Annotated in this window: 11 protein-coding genes and 1 pseudogene; 5 read left to right on the plus strand and 7 right to left on the minus strand. The window is 73.3% G+C overall.

Annotated elements, in window-relative coordinates:
- Positions 1-455: 455 nt before the first annotated feature.
- The 6 genes and pseudogenes from BJ961_RS22040 to BJ961_RS22065 form a co-directional block, all read right to left on the minus strand.
- Positions 456-1,601, minus strand: a pseudogene (locus BJ961_RS22040) (GAF domain-containing protein); the annotation flags it as partial.
- Between the two features lie 56 nt (positions 1,602-1,657).
- Positions 1,658-2,458 carry a 3-hydroxybutyrate dehydrogenase gene (locus tag BJ961_RS22045; protein WP_271414529.1) on the minus strand — a complete coding sequence of 267 codons (801 nt, stop codon included), beginning with the start codon at positions 2,456-2,458 and terminating at the stop codon, positions 1,658-1,660.
- 54 nt (positions 2,459-2,512) lie between these two features.
- Positions 2,513-2,992: an NUDIX hydrolase gene (locus tag BJ961_RS22050; protein ID WP_271414530.1), complete on the minus strand. Its 480-nt coding sequence runs from the start codon at positions 2,990-2,992 to the stop codon at positions 2,513-2,515.
- A 67-nt stretch (positions 2,993-3,059) separates the two neighbouring features.
- Entirely contained in the window at positions 3,060-4,679 is a 1,620-nt protein-coding gene (gene lnt / locus BJ961_RS22055; protein WP_271414531.1) for an apolipoprotein N-acyltransferase, read from the minus strand.
- A 212-nt stretch (positions 4,680-4,891) separates the two neighbouring features.
- Positions 4,892-5,434, minus strand: coding sequence for a hypothetical protein (locus BJ961_RS22060; RefSeq protein WP_271414532.1), 543 nt, complete (start codon positions 5,432-5,434; stop codon positions 4,892-4,894).
- A gap of 79 nt (positions 5,435-5,513) precedes the next feature.
- The gene (locus BJ961_RS22065) at positions 5,514-6,299 is read right to left on the minus strand and encodes a glutamate racemase (protein WP_271414533.1); all 786 of its coding nucleotides are present in this window, start codon (positions 6,297-6,299) and stop codon (positions 5,514-5,516) included.
- Between the two features lie 39 nt (positions 6,300-6,338).
- Here BJ961_RS22065 and BJ961_RS22070 point away from each other — a divergent pair, with 39 nt between their 5' ends.
- Positions 6,339-7,586, plus strand: coding sequence for a glycosyltransferase (locus tag BJ961_RS22070; RefSeq protein ID WP_271414534.1), 1,248 nt, complete (start codon positions 6,339-6,341; stop codon positions 7,584-7,586).
- An 18-nt stretch (positions 7,587-7,604) separates the two neighbouring features.
- Here the strand turns inward: BJ961_RS22070 and BJ961_RS22075 are convergent, their stop codons facing one another.
- Positions 7,605-8,858, minus strand: coding sequence for a TerD family protein (locus BJ961_RS22075; protein ID WP_271417128.1), 1,254 nt, complete (start codon positions 8,856-8,858; stop codon positions 7,605-7,607).
- Positions 8,859-9,211: 353 nt separating this feature from the next.
- Here BJ961_RS22075 and BJ961_RS22080 point away from each other — a divergent pair, with 353 nt between their 5' ends.
- The 4 genes from BJ961_RS22080 (at position 9,212) to BJ961_RS22095 (ending at position 13,890) form a co-directional block, all read left to right on the plus strand.
- A complete protein-coding gene (locus tag BJ961_RS22080; protein WP_271414535.1) occupies positions 9,212-9,655 on the plus strand; it encodes a DUF6643 family protein in 444 nt (147 codons plus the stop codon).
- 42 nt (positions 9,656-9,697) lie between these two features.
- Positions 9,698-10,525, plus strand: a complete 828-nt coding sequence (locus BJ961_RS22085; RefSeq protein WP_271414536.1) for an MOSC domain-containing protein — start codon at positions 9,698-9,700, stop codon at positions 10,523-10,525.
- Positions 10,526-10,737: 212 nt separating this feature from the next.
- Positions 10,738-11,343, plus strand: a complete 606-nt coding sequence (locus tag BJ961_RS22090; RefSeq protein WP_271414537.1) for an Rv1733c family protein — start codon at positions 10,738-10,740, stop codon at positions 11,341-11,343.
- A gap of 108 nt (positions 11,344-11,451) precedes the next feature.
- Positions 11,452-13,890: a right-handed parallel beta-helix repeat-containing protein gene (locus tag BJ961_RS22095; protein ID WP_271414538.1), complete on the plus strand. Its 2,439-nt coding sequence runs from the start codon at positions 11,452-11,454 to the stop codon at positions 13,888-13,890.
- The last annotated feature ends 25 nt before the right edge of the window (positions 13,891-13,915 follow it).

Consider the following 13,915-nt stretch of genomic DNA (forward strand, 5'->3'; position numbering starts at 1 on the left):
TGTAGGACAGGATTTCGCAGTGAATCTCGTTGTGCTGGCACCAGCGGGCGGTCTCGACCGGGTCGCAGGGTAGGTAGGCGCTTTGGCAACGAGGACGCTTACGACACCACCTAGACCAAGTGACACTCGCAGGCCGGGCATTCCGTCCGCCGCAGGGCCGCCCGGTCCACGAGCTCTCGAGCCTCAGTTCCACGCCTGTGAGCAGGAGACAGCGGCTGTCCGATCGGCCATAGATGACGGACTTCAACGCAGCGTAGTCAACACCAAGTCAAGCGCCCCTTGGTGAGGACGCATGGGGACTGCGCGCATAGCTCGCCTCCGAACTATGGTGTCCCACCACATACGCCCCTGACCTGCACCTTCCTACGGTATGGCGACACGCAACCGTCCCCGCAGATCCCCAGGAAGTAGTGCCGATGTCATCGCCCGCAACCGCTCCACCAGCCCCGAACAACCTCAAGCGCATCGTCGCCGCCGCGTACGCGTTGTTCGGCCTCGGCGGCGGAGCGCCGGGCGAGCAGCAGCAGGGAGGTGACCATCGCGGCGCGTTCCAGGGTGAGCTGGTCGACGGGGTCGAGCCCGGGGTGGCCGCGCAGGACCAAGGCACCGAGCAGCTCGTCACCGGCGGCGACGGCGGCGATCCAGTCGTCCTTGTGCCGCACCACGTGCCCCTCGGCGCGGGACGCTTCCAACGCGTACTCCGGTGCCGCGGCGGCCTCGGTGAACTCCACGGTGCCGTCCAGGACCTGGGAGACGGCGGCGGCCACGTCGTGCACCCCGCCGCCGCGCAGGACGAGTTCGGCGAGCCGGTCGTGGACGTCGGAGGCGCGCTCGATGACGCCGCTGCGGTCCCGGATGATCTCGTTGGCGCGCTCCAGACCCGCGAGGGCCGCGCGGGTCTCGGCGAGCAGGTTCGCGGTGTCGATGGCGGCTGCCGCGAGGGCCGCGAAGGAGCCGAGCAGGGCGATCTGCTCGCGTTCGAAGACCCGGGCGTGCCGGTCCGCGGCGAAGAGCACGCCGATGACGTGGTGGCCGAGCATGAGGGGCACGCCGAGGATGGCGACCAGGCCCTCGTCGCGTACTCCCGCGTCGATGGTGCCGGTGTGCTGGAAGCGGGCGTCCTTGAAGTAGTCGTCGGTGACGTGGGGGCGGGCGGTCTGGGCGACGAGGCCGCCGAGCCCCTCCCCCATGCCGAGCCGCAGCTGCTGGAAGCGGGCGGCGACCGACCCCTCGGTGACCCGCATGTAGGTGTCGCCGTGGTCCGGGTCGTTGAGGCTGAGGTAGGCGACGTCGGTGCCGAGCAGGGAGCGGGCCCGCTGCACGATCGCGCGCAGCACCGCGTCCAGGTCGCGCAGTCCGGCGAGGTCGTGGGCGGTCTCGAACAGCGCGGACAGCTCGGCCTCCCGCCTGCGCCGGCCCTCCAGCTCCGAGCGCACGCCCAGCGCGAGGTGCTTGGCCCGTTCGAGCGCGTCGATCCGCTCGGCCGGTCCGCCCTCGGCGCGGGCGAGCAGCACCGGCTGCTCGTAGGCGTCGGCGGAGGCGCCGCGGGCCAGCAGATCCAGGAACGGCGTCTCGGCGCACTGCACTCGGTCACGGGACATGCCCACAGGATTCCCCATCACCCGGTGGTCCCGGCAGCCCTGTGGAAAACCACGGCTCAGTGCGCCGTCCAGCCGCCGTCCAGGACCAGTGAGGTGCCCGTGACGTAGGAGGCCCGCGGACCGCAGAGGTAGGCGACGGCCTCGGCGACCTCGTCCGGTTCGATCAGCCGCCGCAGCGCACTGTCGCGCAGCAGGATGTCGGAGAGCACCCGCTCCTCGGGGATTCCGTGGGCCAGGGCCTGGTCGGCGATCTGCCTCTCCACCAGCGGGGTGCGTACGTAGGCGGGGTTCACGCAGTTGGAGGTGACGCCGTGGGCGGCGCCTTCGAGGGCGGCGGTCTTGGAGAGTCCCTCGAGACCGTGCTTGGCGGACACGTAGGCCGCCTTGTAGGCCGAGGCGCGCAGACCGTGCACCGACGAGATGTTGACGATGCGGCCCCAGCCCTGTTCGTACATGTGGGGCAGGGCGCCGCGGATGAGCCGGAAGGGGGCCTCCAGCATCACGGTGAGGACGGTGTGGAAGACGTCCGGCGGGAACTCCTCGAGGGGCCGCACCAGCTGCAGCCCGGCGTTGTTGACGAGGACGTCGGCCCCGGCGGCGGCGCGTTCGGCTGCGTCGAGGTCGGTCAGGTCCAGCACCTGGGTCTCGACACTGCCCGCGAGGTCTCCGCAGCTCTCGGCCAGCGCGTCCAGTCCGGCGGCGTCCCGGTCGATCGCTCTGACGTCGGCCCCGGCGGCGGCCAGCCGCAGTGCGCAGGCACGGCCGATGCCGCCGGCGGCGCCGGTGACGAGGGCGGTGCGGCCGTCGAGGTCGAGCGAGGAGCCGTGGGGGGCCTGGAGGACGCTGGGCGAGGTCATGCCCCGACCCTAGGCAGCGTCCGGCCCGGCCCCCATGTGGGCACGCCCCATACTTCAGCTGGAACCAGTGGGTTCGAACCATGTGGGGGCGTCGGACAGGGCCAGCTTGACCCTGGTCTGGCCGAACTCCTTGATGTCCGGCAACGCGTCCACCGCGAACCAGCCCACCTCCAGCGACTCGTCGTCGTTGACCCGTGCCTCGCCGCCGACGGCCCGGCAGCGGAAGGTGACGTCCATGAACTGGCACATGTCACCGTTGTCGTAGGTGACCGGCTTCAGCGCCTGGACCAGGACGAGCCGCTCGACGACGCACTGGACGGCGGTCTCCTCCTCGACCTCGCGCACGGCGCAGGCCGCGGGCTGCTCCCCCGGTTCCGGGATGCCTCCGATCAGCGACCAGCGCCCGTTGTCGGACCGCCGTCCCAGGAGCACTCTGCCTTCGTCGTCGAAGACGACGGCGGTGACCCCCGGGAGCCACAGGAGCTGGTGTCCGGCCGAGGCGCGCAGGTCGCGGATGAAATCGGGAGTAGCCATGCGCACGACCCTAACCGGCCCGGCGGCCGCCCTCGCCGAGGTCGCGGGGCGTGCGACGGGCGTACGGCTACACGGCGCGGGCGCGTCGCCCGCGCACACCCGCGCCGACGGCCCAGCCGAGCCCGCCGGCGGCGATCAGCACCAGGGCGATCTCGGGCGCGATGCCGAGCCGGGTGGCGGGCGTCTCGGAGGAGCGCAGGGGCACCTCCTGGACGAGGGAGTCCGCAACGAACATGCCGGTCTTCTGGGTGACCCTGCCGTCGGGCATGATGATCGCGCTGACGCCGCTGGTCACCGGCACGGTGACGGTCCGGCTGTGCTCGACGGCGCGGACGCGGGACATGGCGAGCTGCTGGTAGGTCATCTCGCTGCGGTCGAAGGTCGCGTTGTTGCTGGGCACGGAGATCATCTGGGCGCCGTCGGTGACCTCGGAACGCACGGCCCAGTCGAAGGCCGCCTCGTAGCAGGTCACCAGGCCGACCCGGGTCCCGGCCATGGTGAACACTCCGGGCTCGGTGCCCCGGCTGAAGTCCCGGCTGACCATGGTGGTCCAGTCGTCGTTGATCGCGCCGATGAGCGAGCGCAGCGGCAGGTACTCGCCGAAGGGCTGGATCTGCCGCTTGTCGTAGGTGTCGACGGGGCCCTTGTCCGGGTCCCACAGGATCTGCTCGTTGAGCAGCCTGCCGTCGCGTTCCACGACGCCGCCGACCGAGATGGGTGCGCCGATCGCGTCGGCGGCCCGGTCGATGACCAGGCGGGCGTCGGGGTTGGCGAAGGGGTCGATGTCCGAGGAGTTCTCCGGCCAGAGCACGAAGTCGGGGCGGTCCACCTTGCCCGCCTCGACCTCGGCCGCCAGCCGTTCGGTCTCCCGCGCGTGGTAGTCGAGTACGGCCCGGCGCTGGGAGTTGAAGTCGAGGCCCGCGCGCGGCACGTTGCCCTGGATCACCGCGACGGTCGCGGTGCCGTCCTCCGCGTCGTCGCTGACCAGCGGCCGGGCTGCCACGGCGCCCACGACGGGCACGGCCACGCCGAGGAGCGCCACCGCCGCGGCGCCGCGGCGGACCTCGCCGCCCCGGCGGGCCCGGACGGCCAGGCGCACGACCTCGTGGAGGCCGAAACCGCACAGGACGACCGCGAAGCCGAGTACGGGTGTGCCGCCGACCGCCGCGAGCGGCAGGAAGAGTCCGTCCGCCTGCCCGAACGCGATCTTGCCCCAGGGGAAGCCCTCGAAGGGCACGCGCGCGCGTGCGGCCTCCCCCGCGATCCACAGCGCCGCCGCCCACACCGGCCGTCCCGGGAGCTTCGACACGGCGGCGACGCCCGCGCCGACCGCCGCGACGAAGAGCGCCTCGACCGCGGCCAGGGCGAGCCAGGGGCCGGGGCCTACCTCCACACCGGTCCACACCAGCAGGGGCAGCAGGAAGCCGAGGCCGAAGAGGTAGCCGAGGCCCAGGCCGGCCTTCCAGCCGCGGCCGCGCAGCACCCAGCCGAAGACGGCGAAGGCGGGCAGCGCGAGCCACCACAGGGTGCGCGGCGGGAAGCTGACGTAGAGCAGCACTCCGGAGAGCGCGGCGGCGGCGGCCGGGAGGAGGCGCCGGAGCCGCGCGGCGACGCGGGAGGCGGGTGTGGGCTGCGGCTGCGGCTGCGTCCGGTCCGGTTCGCCGACGGAGGTTGCGGTGGCTGTCACCCCCCGGAGTGTACGGCGGACGGCCGGACCCGGAACAGGACGGTCCGCGGACGCCGGGAGCCCCGGCCGTCGGCCGGATCGCGCCGGGCGCCGGCGCGTCGGACGGGGGTGGTGCGGGGGGGCGGGGCGGGCTTGGGCGCGGTGGGACCGAGAAGTGGGCGTCCGCGGCCGGTACGGTCGCGGACCGCGGCAGCCGACCGCTGCGGCAGGGCTCAGTGCGCCGGGCCCGGAGCCTTCGGGCGCAGGCGGTCCTTGATGGCCCGGACGGCCGCCTCGGCGTCGTCCACGGTGATCGTGAAGGTGTGGCCGTCCGCCAGGCGCAGGATCAGGCCCTCGCCGCGCCGCACGACGACGGCGGTGCCCATCTCCGGTCGCCACCGGTAGCCCCAGCCGCCCCAGTGGCGCGGTGTGACGTGCGGCGCGAACTCGGCGCCGGCGACGTTCGAGAGAGGGATGCGGCGACGGGGCAGGCCGATGTGGCCGCAGCGCACTTCGAGGCAGTCGTCGTCGACTCTCAGCGCGACGTGCACGAACGCGAGCGTGCCGAAGAGGACCAGCAGTCCCGCCGCGATGCAGCCGACGACGGCCATGGCGAGCGGGGCGACGCCGGACTCCCAGGCCGAGTCGACGGCCAGGGCGATGCCGAGTGCCACGCAGGCGGCGCCGATGAGGGCCAGGAACCACTGGACCCGGCTGGTGGCACGGCCGGTCCAGACGTGCGGCTGGGGAACGGTCTCGCCATGGCGATGCCTCATGGATAAGAGGTTACTCATGTTTCGCTGCGCGGGTACCTCGTCGCGCAGGGTGACTGGGCCGACCGGGCGGGAGGGCCCGTCACCCGGCCGGCGTGACCGCGCGCAGCAGCCTGCCCTCGTCGTAGGCCAGCGCGGGCGCGGGCAGCGTGCCGTCGCGTCCGCTGAGGAGCACGGTCAGGGTGCCCTCGGCCGGGGCGCCGGGGTCGGGCCGGGCGCCGATCCGGCGCAGCGCCTGGGCGGCCACCGCGCCGGCGGAGCCGTGCAGGACGAGGCGCGGGGCGTCGGGGCGCTGCACGGCGGTCCGGATGCGCTCGGCGACGAGTTCGTAATGGGTGCAGCCCAGGACGACGGTCGTCACGTCCTCGGGGGTGAGCGCGGCCGCGGCGGCGACGGCCGCGGTGATCGCCGCCTCGTCCGCGTGCTCGACGGCGTCGGCGAGCCCCGGGCACGGCACCTCGGTGACGGTGGCGCCGCCGGCGAACTCCTCGATGAGACCGCGCTGGTAGGGGCTGCCGGTGGTGGCCGGCGTCGCCCAGATCGCCACGGGGCCGCCGCCGGCCGCGGCGGGCTTGATCGCCGGTACGGTGCCGACGACGGGCACCCCGGGTTCGAGCCGGGCCCGCAGCGCGGGCAGCGCGTGCACCGTGGCGGTGTTGCAGCCGACGATCAGGGCGTCCGGGCGGTGGGCCGCGGCGGCCTCGGCGACGGCGAGGGCACGCCCGGTCAGGTCCTCGGGGGTGCGCGGACCCCAGGGCATTCCGTCGGGGTCGAGGGAGAGGATGAGATCGGCGTCCGGTCGCAGGCGCCGTACCGCGGCGGTGGCCGCCAGCAGACCGATTCCGGAGTCCATGAGCGCGATCTTCACCCGGCCACCATAGTCGATGCGCCGCCGCCGGCCGGTGGCGTGGGGCAGACTGCGCACGTGAGCGCCGATGTGTGGACTTCCGTCGTGACCGTCGTACCAGCCCTCTCCCTCGCCGCCTGGCTGTGGCTGCTGCTCGCCCGGGGGTTCTTCTGGCGTACGGACATCAGGCTTCCGGCGCGGGAGGAACCCGCCGTCTGGCCGTCGGTGTGCGTCGTCGTCCCGGCGCGCGACGAGGCGGCGGTGCTGCCCGCGAGCCTGCCTTCGCTGCTCGCCCAGGATTACCCGGGGCGGGCCGAGGTCTTCCTCATCGACGACGGCAGCACGGACGGCACGGGTGAGCTGGCGTGCGAGCTGGCCCGGCGGCACGAGGGGCTGCCGCTCACGGTGGCGTCTCCCGGGGAGCCGCCCGCCGGCTGGACGGGCAAGCTGTGGGCGGTGCGGCACGGCATCGGCCTGGCACGCGCGCGTGAGCCCGATTACCTGCTGCTGACGGACGCCGACATCGCGCACGCTCCGGACAGTCTGCGCGGCTTGGTGTCGGCGGCCGGGGCCGGGGGGTTCGACGTGGTCTCCCAGATGGCGCGGCTGCGGGTGGAGAGCCTGTGGGAGCGCCTCGTGGTACCGGCCTTCGTCTACTTCTTCGCCCAGCTGTATCCCTTCCGGTGGATCGACGACGGCCGTGCCGGGAGCGGGCGGACGAGGAGGACGCGGACAGCCGCCGCGGCGGGCGGTTGCGTGCTGCTGCGTACGGAGGCCGCCGAGCGCGCGCGGATTCCGGACACCATCCGGCATGCCGTCATCGACGACGTGGCCCTCGCCCGTGCGGTCAAGGGGAGCGGCGGCCGGGTGTGGCTGGGTCTGGCCGACCGGGTGGACAGCGTGCGTCCCTACCCGCGGCTGCACGACCTGTGGCGGATGATCGCGCGCAGCGCCTACGCGCAACTGCGGCACAGCCTCCCGCTGCTGGCCGGAACGGTCGTCGGCCTGGCGCTGGTGTACCTGGTGCCGCCGGTGGCGGTGCTCGTCGGCGTGGTGACGGGTCAGGTCTCGACGGCCTTCCTCGGTGGCGCCGCCTGGCTGGTGATGGCGGGGACGTACCTGCCGATGCTGCGTTACTGCCGGCAGCCGCCGTGGCTCGCTCCGCTGCTGCCGTTCACCGCGTTCCTCTACCTCCTGATGACGGTCGACTCGGCGGTGCAGCACTACCGGGGGCGCGGTGCGGCCTGGAAGGGCCGCACCTACGCCCGCCCGGACGGCGTGCCCGGCCCCGTGCCCGAGGAGGGCTGAACACCGGTCCGGGGCGGGTCACTTGCGGCCGGGGGTCCAGTTCATGCCCCAGCCGTAGGCGTGGTCGACGGTCCGCTGCGGGCTCACCCCGCGCTCGGGCACCAGGTAGCGGGCCTCGCGCTGGACGACGAGGTCGTCACCGGTGTTGGTGATCAGTGCGAGGGCGCACACCGTCGAGGGCACGGTGCACTCGTCGAGCGAGAAGTCGATCGCGGCGCCGTACTGCGGCCGCAGGGTGACGGTGGCGTGCAGGTCGGCGAAGGAGCGGGCCCCCTCGTAGATGGTCACGAAGACGAGGACGCGGCGGAAGTACCGCCGGTGGTCGAGGCTGATGGTGAGGTTCTCGCCGGTCGACACGGCGCCGGTGCGGTCGTCGCCGTCGAGGTGGATGTACGGCGGCTGGTGCAGCGCCCCGAAGGCGTTGCCGAGCGCCTGGACGACGCCCTTGCTGCCGTCGCTCAGTTCGTACAGGCAGCACAGGTCGAGGTCGAGGTCGTCGTGCATGGCGACCGGGCGGCCCAGCTTGCGGGCCCAGCCGGAGAACTGCTTGCGCACCTGCCAGTTGAGGTTGACGCGCATGGCGCCCGAGGTGCCGCCCTGTTTGGCCAGCGAGACGGAGGGCGCCGCCTTGGTGAGCGTGACCTTGGTCAGCCGGACCGGTGCGGAGGCGGGCGCCGCCGACGGGGGCGGGGGTGTCCGGTCCGGCGGGGCGGACCGGACGGGCGCGGCGGGCGGTGCGGAGGGGGCCTGCTGCGGTTCGTCCACCGAGATCCCGTAGTCCGTGGCCAGGCCCTCCAGCCCGCTGTCATAGCCCTGGCCGACGGCCCGGAACTTCCAGGCGCCCTGCCTGCGGTAGAACTCGCCGAGCACGAAGGCCGTCTCGACGCTCGCACCCGGGTTGTCGAAGCGGGCCACCACGGTGTTCCGCGCGGCGTCGCGGACCTCGATGTAGAGGCCGGGGACCTGTCCGAACGATCCGCCGTCCGAGGAGGCGGCGAGGATCACGGTCTCGATCGCGGGTTCCACGCGCGCGAGGTCGACGAGAAGGCTGTCCGTCACCCGGCCGCCGGTGTCGCGCTTGCCCTCGTGCCGGACCGAGCCGGAGGAATGGGCCGGCTGGTTGTAGAAGACGAAGTCCGCGTCCGATCGGACTCTTCCGCCTACCAGCAGGAGGGCGGAGGCGTCGGCGTCGGGCACGCCGGGGCCGGAGCGCCAGCCCAGTTCGACGCGCAGCGCCGTCGTCGGCACCGGGGTGTTCGAGCCTTTCGGCATGGTCATGTCCGCCCCTTTCACGTGTCACCGGTCCGGGCCGCGTCCCGGCGAAGCGTCGAGTTTCCGTTCCACCCCATTCTCCCGGCCACCCGTCGTCCGCGAGAAGTTCGACGGGAGGTCGGAAGGCCGGGCGGCAGGTCGGGCGGGCCGGCGATTCGGTGCCGCGTCCGGCAGGACGCCCCGTCAACCGCCGGTAACCCGCCCGGAACTCGGCCTTTACCGCAAAAACACACGGCATGACGCCCCATTTTGTCAAGTTCGCTCGCATTGGGGATGCCAGGTCACCGAGGACACGGAAAACAACCCTCTTATCGGTCTCCCCAACCAGCACATCGTGGGCTTAACTTATGGCCATGACCTCCCCCCGCTCCACTTATGGCGGCGGCTATTACTCCGCCTCCTTCCCGGACACCCCGATCTACGACTCCCTCGTGGCCGAACGGGGCACACCGCAGATCGCCCCGATCCGGGTTCCCGCCGCGTACGACATGCCGAGCAGCAGTCATCTGCCCGCGCTGCCGTCCGCCCTGCCCGCCCTGCCGGCGGGTCCCTCGCAGCATTCCTACGGGTATCCGCAGCAGGCTCCGCAGCCCGCCCCGCTGCAGCAGGCCCCGGCCGCCTACATCCCGCACCAGGCGACCGCGCCGCGCGGGTACCCCGGCCCCCAGCAGCCGCAGCAGCCCCGCCCGGCCGCACCCGGCCCCGCGGGCTACGAGGCGATGCGCCCCGCGGCCCCCCGGCCGACTCCCGCGCCGTACCAGGACCCGTACAACCAGCAGCAGTACCGCGGCTACTGAGCCGTCCTCCGGGCTGTCGGTGCCACCTGGCACGATGACCCCATGGGGTACGCGCGACTGCAGTCGATCCACGTCCATCCGGTCAAGGCGTTCCGGAGCCTGCCGCTCCGGGAGGCCGTCGTGGAGCCCTGGGGGCCGGCCGGAGACCGACGCTGGATGCTGATCGACGACGGGGGAAAGGTCGTCACGCAACGCGGTCGGCCGCGCCTGGCCCTGGCCGCCGCCGAGCTTCTGCCCGGCGGCGGCGTACGGCTGTCCGCGCCCGGCATGCCGCCGCTCGCGGTGCCGGTCCCGCGGACGGTGGGCACCCTGACGGCGCAGCTGTTCCGGGACAAGGTCGAGGTGCTGCCCGCCGAGGACGAGGCGGCGCACGCCTGGTGCAGCGCCCTGCTCGGAACCGGGGTCCGGCTGGTGCACCTGGACGACCCCGCCACCCGCCGCCCCGTGGACCCGCGGTACGCGCTGGCGGGCGAGACCGTGTCCCTCGCCGACGGATTTCCGCTGCTGCTGACGACGACGGCCTCTCTCGACGCCCTCAACTCCCTGATCTCGCGGGGCGAGCACGCGGACGAGGGGCCCCTGCCCATGAACCGCTTCCGGCCGAACCTGGTCGTCTCCGGCACCGATGCCTGGGCCGAGGACGGCTGGTCGCGTGTCGCCGTCGGCGAGGTCGTCCTGCGGGTGGCCAAGCCGTCCGGTCGGTGCGTCGTGACGACCACCGACCAGGGCACCGCGGACCGCGGCTCCGAGCCCCTGCACAGTCTCGGCCGGCACCGTCGTATCGACGGCAAGCTCGTCTTCGGACAGAACCTGGTCCCCCTCGGCCGCGGCACGGTCCGGGTCGGCGACCCGGTGCGGATCATCGACTGACCGCGCCGCCGTCCGGCGGCACGGCTCGCGGACACCGGGTCCGGCACCGGGAACCCCGTGCGTGGTCCGCGCGTTGGGCTTGGTGAGAGCTTCGTGAGAACCGGCGCGCGAGGGCCGCCGGGCAGACGCGGCATGCCCTCGCGGTCCGGTTCGCCCGGATCCGCGTGGACGGCTCGGCGGGGGGCGGTGAGGAGCGGGAAGGGGGTGGGTCCGTGCGTGCGATCAGGGGTCTGTGGCGCTGGCGGGGCAATCCGGTGTGCCGCGCGAGCGATCTGGCCGAGGCCTGGGTGGCCCTGACGGCACTCCTCTTGATCCTTTCCCTGGCACCCCTGGTCGGCGTGCTCGTGGGCGGCGCCGCGCAGCACGCCCTGGAGCGGTCGGTGCGCGAACAGCACGAGACCCGGCACCGGGTGACGGCCACCGTGGTCCGTGCCCTGGAGCGTTCGCCCCTGACCGTCGATCCGGAGGCCGCCACCGGCGTGGAACCGAGCCACCGTGTGCTCGCCGACTGGACCGCGCCGGACGGCTCCCGGCACGAGGGCCCGGTCATGGTGGGCATCGACGATCCGGGCAGCGGCGACCGGTTCGCGATATGGACGGACGCGCGGGGCCGGACGGTGGCCCGCCCGCTGGACTCCGAGACCGCGACCACGCACGCCGTGCTCGCCGGTATCGGAACCGCGGTGGTGGTCGCCGCCCTGGTCGAGGCCGTCCGGCGGACCGTCGTGTGGCGCATGGTCCACCGCCGGTACGCCCGTCTGGAGCGGGAGTGGGACCGGGCGGGCCCGGACTGGGGCAGGACCGGCGCGGGCAGTTGACGGGCTTCCGCCTCCGGTCAACCCACCACCTGCGCACACGCTACGGTGGACCGGCCGAACCCAATCGGCGACAACCCGCGTACGACGAGGTGGGGGCACAGCAACGCCATGGCACAGGGCACGGTCCAGGTGACGCACACCGGCACCTCGCGGTGGCGGCGCCGCACGGGGGAGTACGCATCGCTCGCCGCCGCCCTGGAGGCCGCGGCCGACGGTGACGTCCTCACCGTCGCTCCCGGGACCTACCGGGAGAATCTCGTCGTCCAGCGGGCGGTGACGCTGCGCGGCCCCGAGGGTGCCCAGGGTTCGGTGCGGATCGCGCCCGCCGACGGTGTCCCGCTGACCGTGCGCGCCTCGGCGGTGATCCAGGACCTGCACGTCGAGGGCCAGGACGCGGCGGCACCCGCGGTGCTCGTCGAGGACGGTACGCCGGAGCTGCTGGGCCTGAGAGTGGTGGCGCGTTCCGCGTCCGGGATAGAGGTGCGCGGCGGCGCGCGTCCCACGGTGCGGCGCTGCACCGTCGACAATCCGGCCGGTGTCGGTATCGCCGTCCTGGACGGCGGGGGCGGCGTGTTCGAGGAGTGCGAGGTCGTCGCGGCCGGACAGGCGGGCGTCGCGGTGCGCTCCGGCGCCCATCCCCGGCTGGACCGCTGCCGCGTGCACCACGCGGCGGGCTCCGGACTGACGGCGACCGGCGAGGGATCGGCGCTGGAGGCCGTGGGCTGCGAGGTCTACGAGGTCCGGGGCAGCGGCGTGCAGGTGACCGGCCGGGCCACGGCCCACCTGACCGACTGCGACGTGCACCGCACCACCGGCGACGGCGTCACCCTGGACACGGACGCGGTGCTCACCCTCGCCGACTGCCGCATCCACGACATCCCGGAGAACGCGGTCGACCTGCGCTCCCGTTCGGTGCTCACCCTGACCCGCACCAGCGTGCGGCAGTTCGGGCGCAACGGCCTGTCGGTGTGGGACCCGGGCACGCGGGTGGACGCCAACCAGTGCGAGATCTTCGACAGTACGGGCGACTACCCGGCGGTCTGGGTCAGCGACGGCGCCACCGCGGTGCTCGACTCCTGCCGGGTGCACGACGTGCCGGACGCGCTGTTCGTCCTGGACCGCGGTTCTCGCGTGGACGTCGTCGACAGCGACCTCTCCCAGGTGCGCAACACCGCCGTGTCGGTGAGCGACGGCGCCACCGCCCAACTGGACGACTGCCGCATCCGGGACGCCGCCACCGGCGCGTGGTTCCGCGACCACGGCAGCGGCGGCACCCTGAACAACTGCACCCTGGAAGGCAACCGCACCGGTGTGATCGTCACCAAGGGCGCCGACCCCACCATCGAGCGCTGCACCGTCGACTCCCCCTCCGAGGCGGGCGTCTACGTGTCCGCCGGGGGGCGCGGCAGTTTCCTGAACTGCCGGGTGACCGGCAGCGCGGGCTACGGCTTCCATGTGATCGACGGCTGCCGTACGACGCTCAAGAAGTGCCGCACGGAGCGGTGTTCGCGCGGCGGCTACGAGTTCGCGGAGGGCGGGCCGGACACGGCGTACGACTCCGGTCCGCTCGTCGAGGACTGCACCGGCGACGAGAGCACCGGCCTGACGGCGCCCACCGCGCCGGAGCCGGTCGTGCAGACGGTGGCCCAGACTCCCGGGCTGCTGGGCTCGATCCCCGGACAGCGCACCACCGAGCAGGAGCCCCTGGTCGCGGACACCGCCGCGCGGGAGCCCGCGCGGACCTCGAAGGCCGTCCTGGGTGAACTGGACGCCCTGGTCGGCCTCGACAGCGTCAAGCGCGAGGTGCGGGCCCTGACCGACATGATCGAGGTGGGCCGGCGTCGGCAGCGGGCCGGCCTGAAGGCGGCGTCGGTCAAGCGGCACCTGGTCTTCACCGGCTCCCCCGGCACCGGCAAGACCACGGTCGCCCGGCTGTACGGCGAGATCCTCGCCGCCCTCGGTGTGCTGGACAAGGGCCACCTGATCGAGGTCTCCCGGGTGGACCTGGTGGGCGAGCACATCGGCTCCACGGCGATCCGCACCCAGGAGGCGTTCCAGCGGGCGCACGGCGGGGTGCTGTTCATCGACGAGGCCTACGCGCTCTCCCCCGAGGACGCGGGACGGGACTTCGGCAAGGAGGCCATCGACACGCTGGTCAAGCTGATGGAGGACCAGCGGGAGTCCGTCGTCGTGATCGTCGCCGGGTACACGGCGGAGATGGAGCGCTTCCTGTCCGTCAACCCGGGTGTGGCGTCCCGCTTCTCGCGGACCATCACCTTCGGCGATTACGGCGCCGGGGAGCTGCTTCGAATCGTGGAGCAGCAGGCCGACGAGCACGAGTACCGGCTGGCGCCCGGCACCGACGAGGCGTTGACGAAGTACTTCACGGCGATCCCCAAGGGCCCGGCCTTCGGCAACGGCCGCACCGCCCGCCAGACCTTCGAGGCGATGGTGGAGCGCCATGCGAGCCGGGTCGCCCAGCTGTCCGACCCCAGCACGGACGACCTGACCCTGCTGTACCCGGACGACCTGCCCGCGCTGCCGTAGCGGACCGGTGCGTCGCGGGCAGGGG

This window comes from Streptomyces lienomycini (genome assembly GCF_027947595.1).
In the GTDB taxonomy this organism is placed as follows: Bacteria; Actinomycetota; Actinomycetes; order Streptomycetales; family Streptomycetaceae; genus Streptomyces; species Streptomyces lienomycini.

Coding starts and splice junctions, on each gene's coding strand:
- BJ961_RS22095 (WP_271414538.1), top strand. CDS start 11,452: ATGGCACAGGGCACGGTCCAGGTGACGCACACCGGCACCTCGCGGTGG.
- BJ961_RS22060 (WP_271414532.1), bottom strand. CDS start 5,434: ATGAGGCATCGCCATGGCGAGACCGTTCCCCAGCCGCACGTCTGGACC.
- BJ961_RS22080 (WP_271414535.1), top strand. CDS start 9,212: ATGACCTCCCCCCGCTCCACTTATGGCGGCGGCTATTACTCCGCCTCC.
- BJ961_RS22050 (WP_271414530.1), bottom strand. CDS start 2,992: ATGGCTACTCCCGATTTCATCCGCGACCTGCGCGCCTCGGCCGGACAC.
- BJ961_RS22075 (WP_271417128.1), bottom strand. CDS start 8,858: ATGCCGAAAGGCTCGAACACCCCGGTGCCGACGACGGCGCTGCGCGTC.
- BJ961_RS22085 (WP_271414536.1), top strand. CDS start 9,698: ATGGGGTACGCGCGACTGCAGTCGATCCACGTCCATCCGGTCAAGGCG.
- BJ961_RS22045 (WP_271414529.1), bottom strand. CDS start 2,458: ATGACCTCGCCCAGCGTCCTCCAGGCCCCCCACGGCTCCTCGCTCGAC.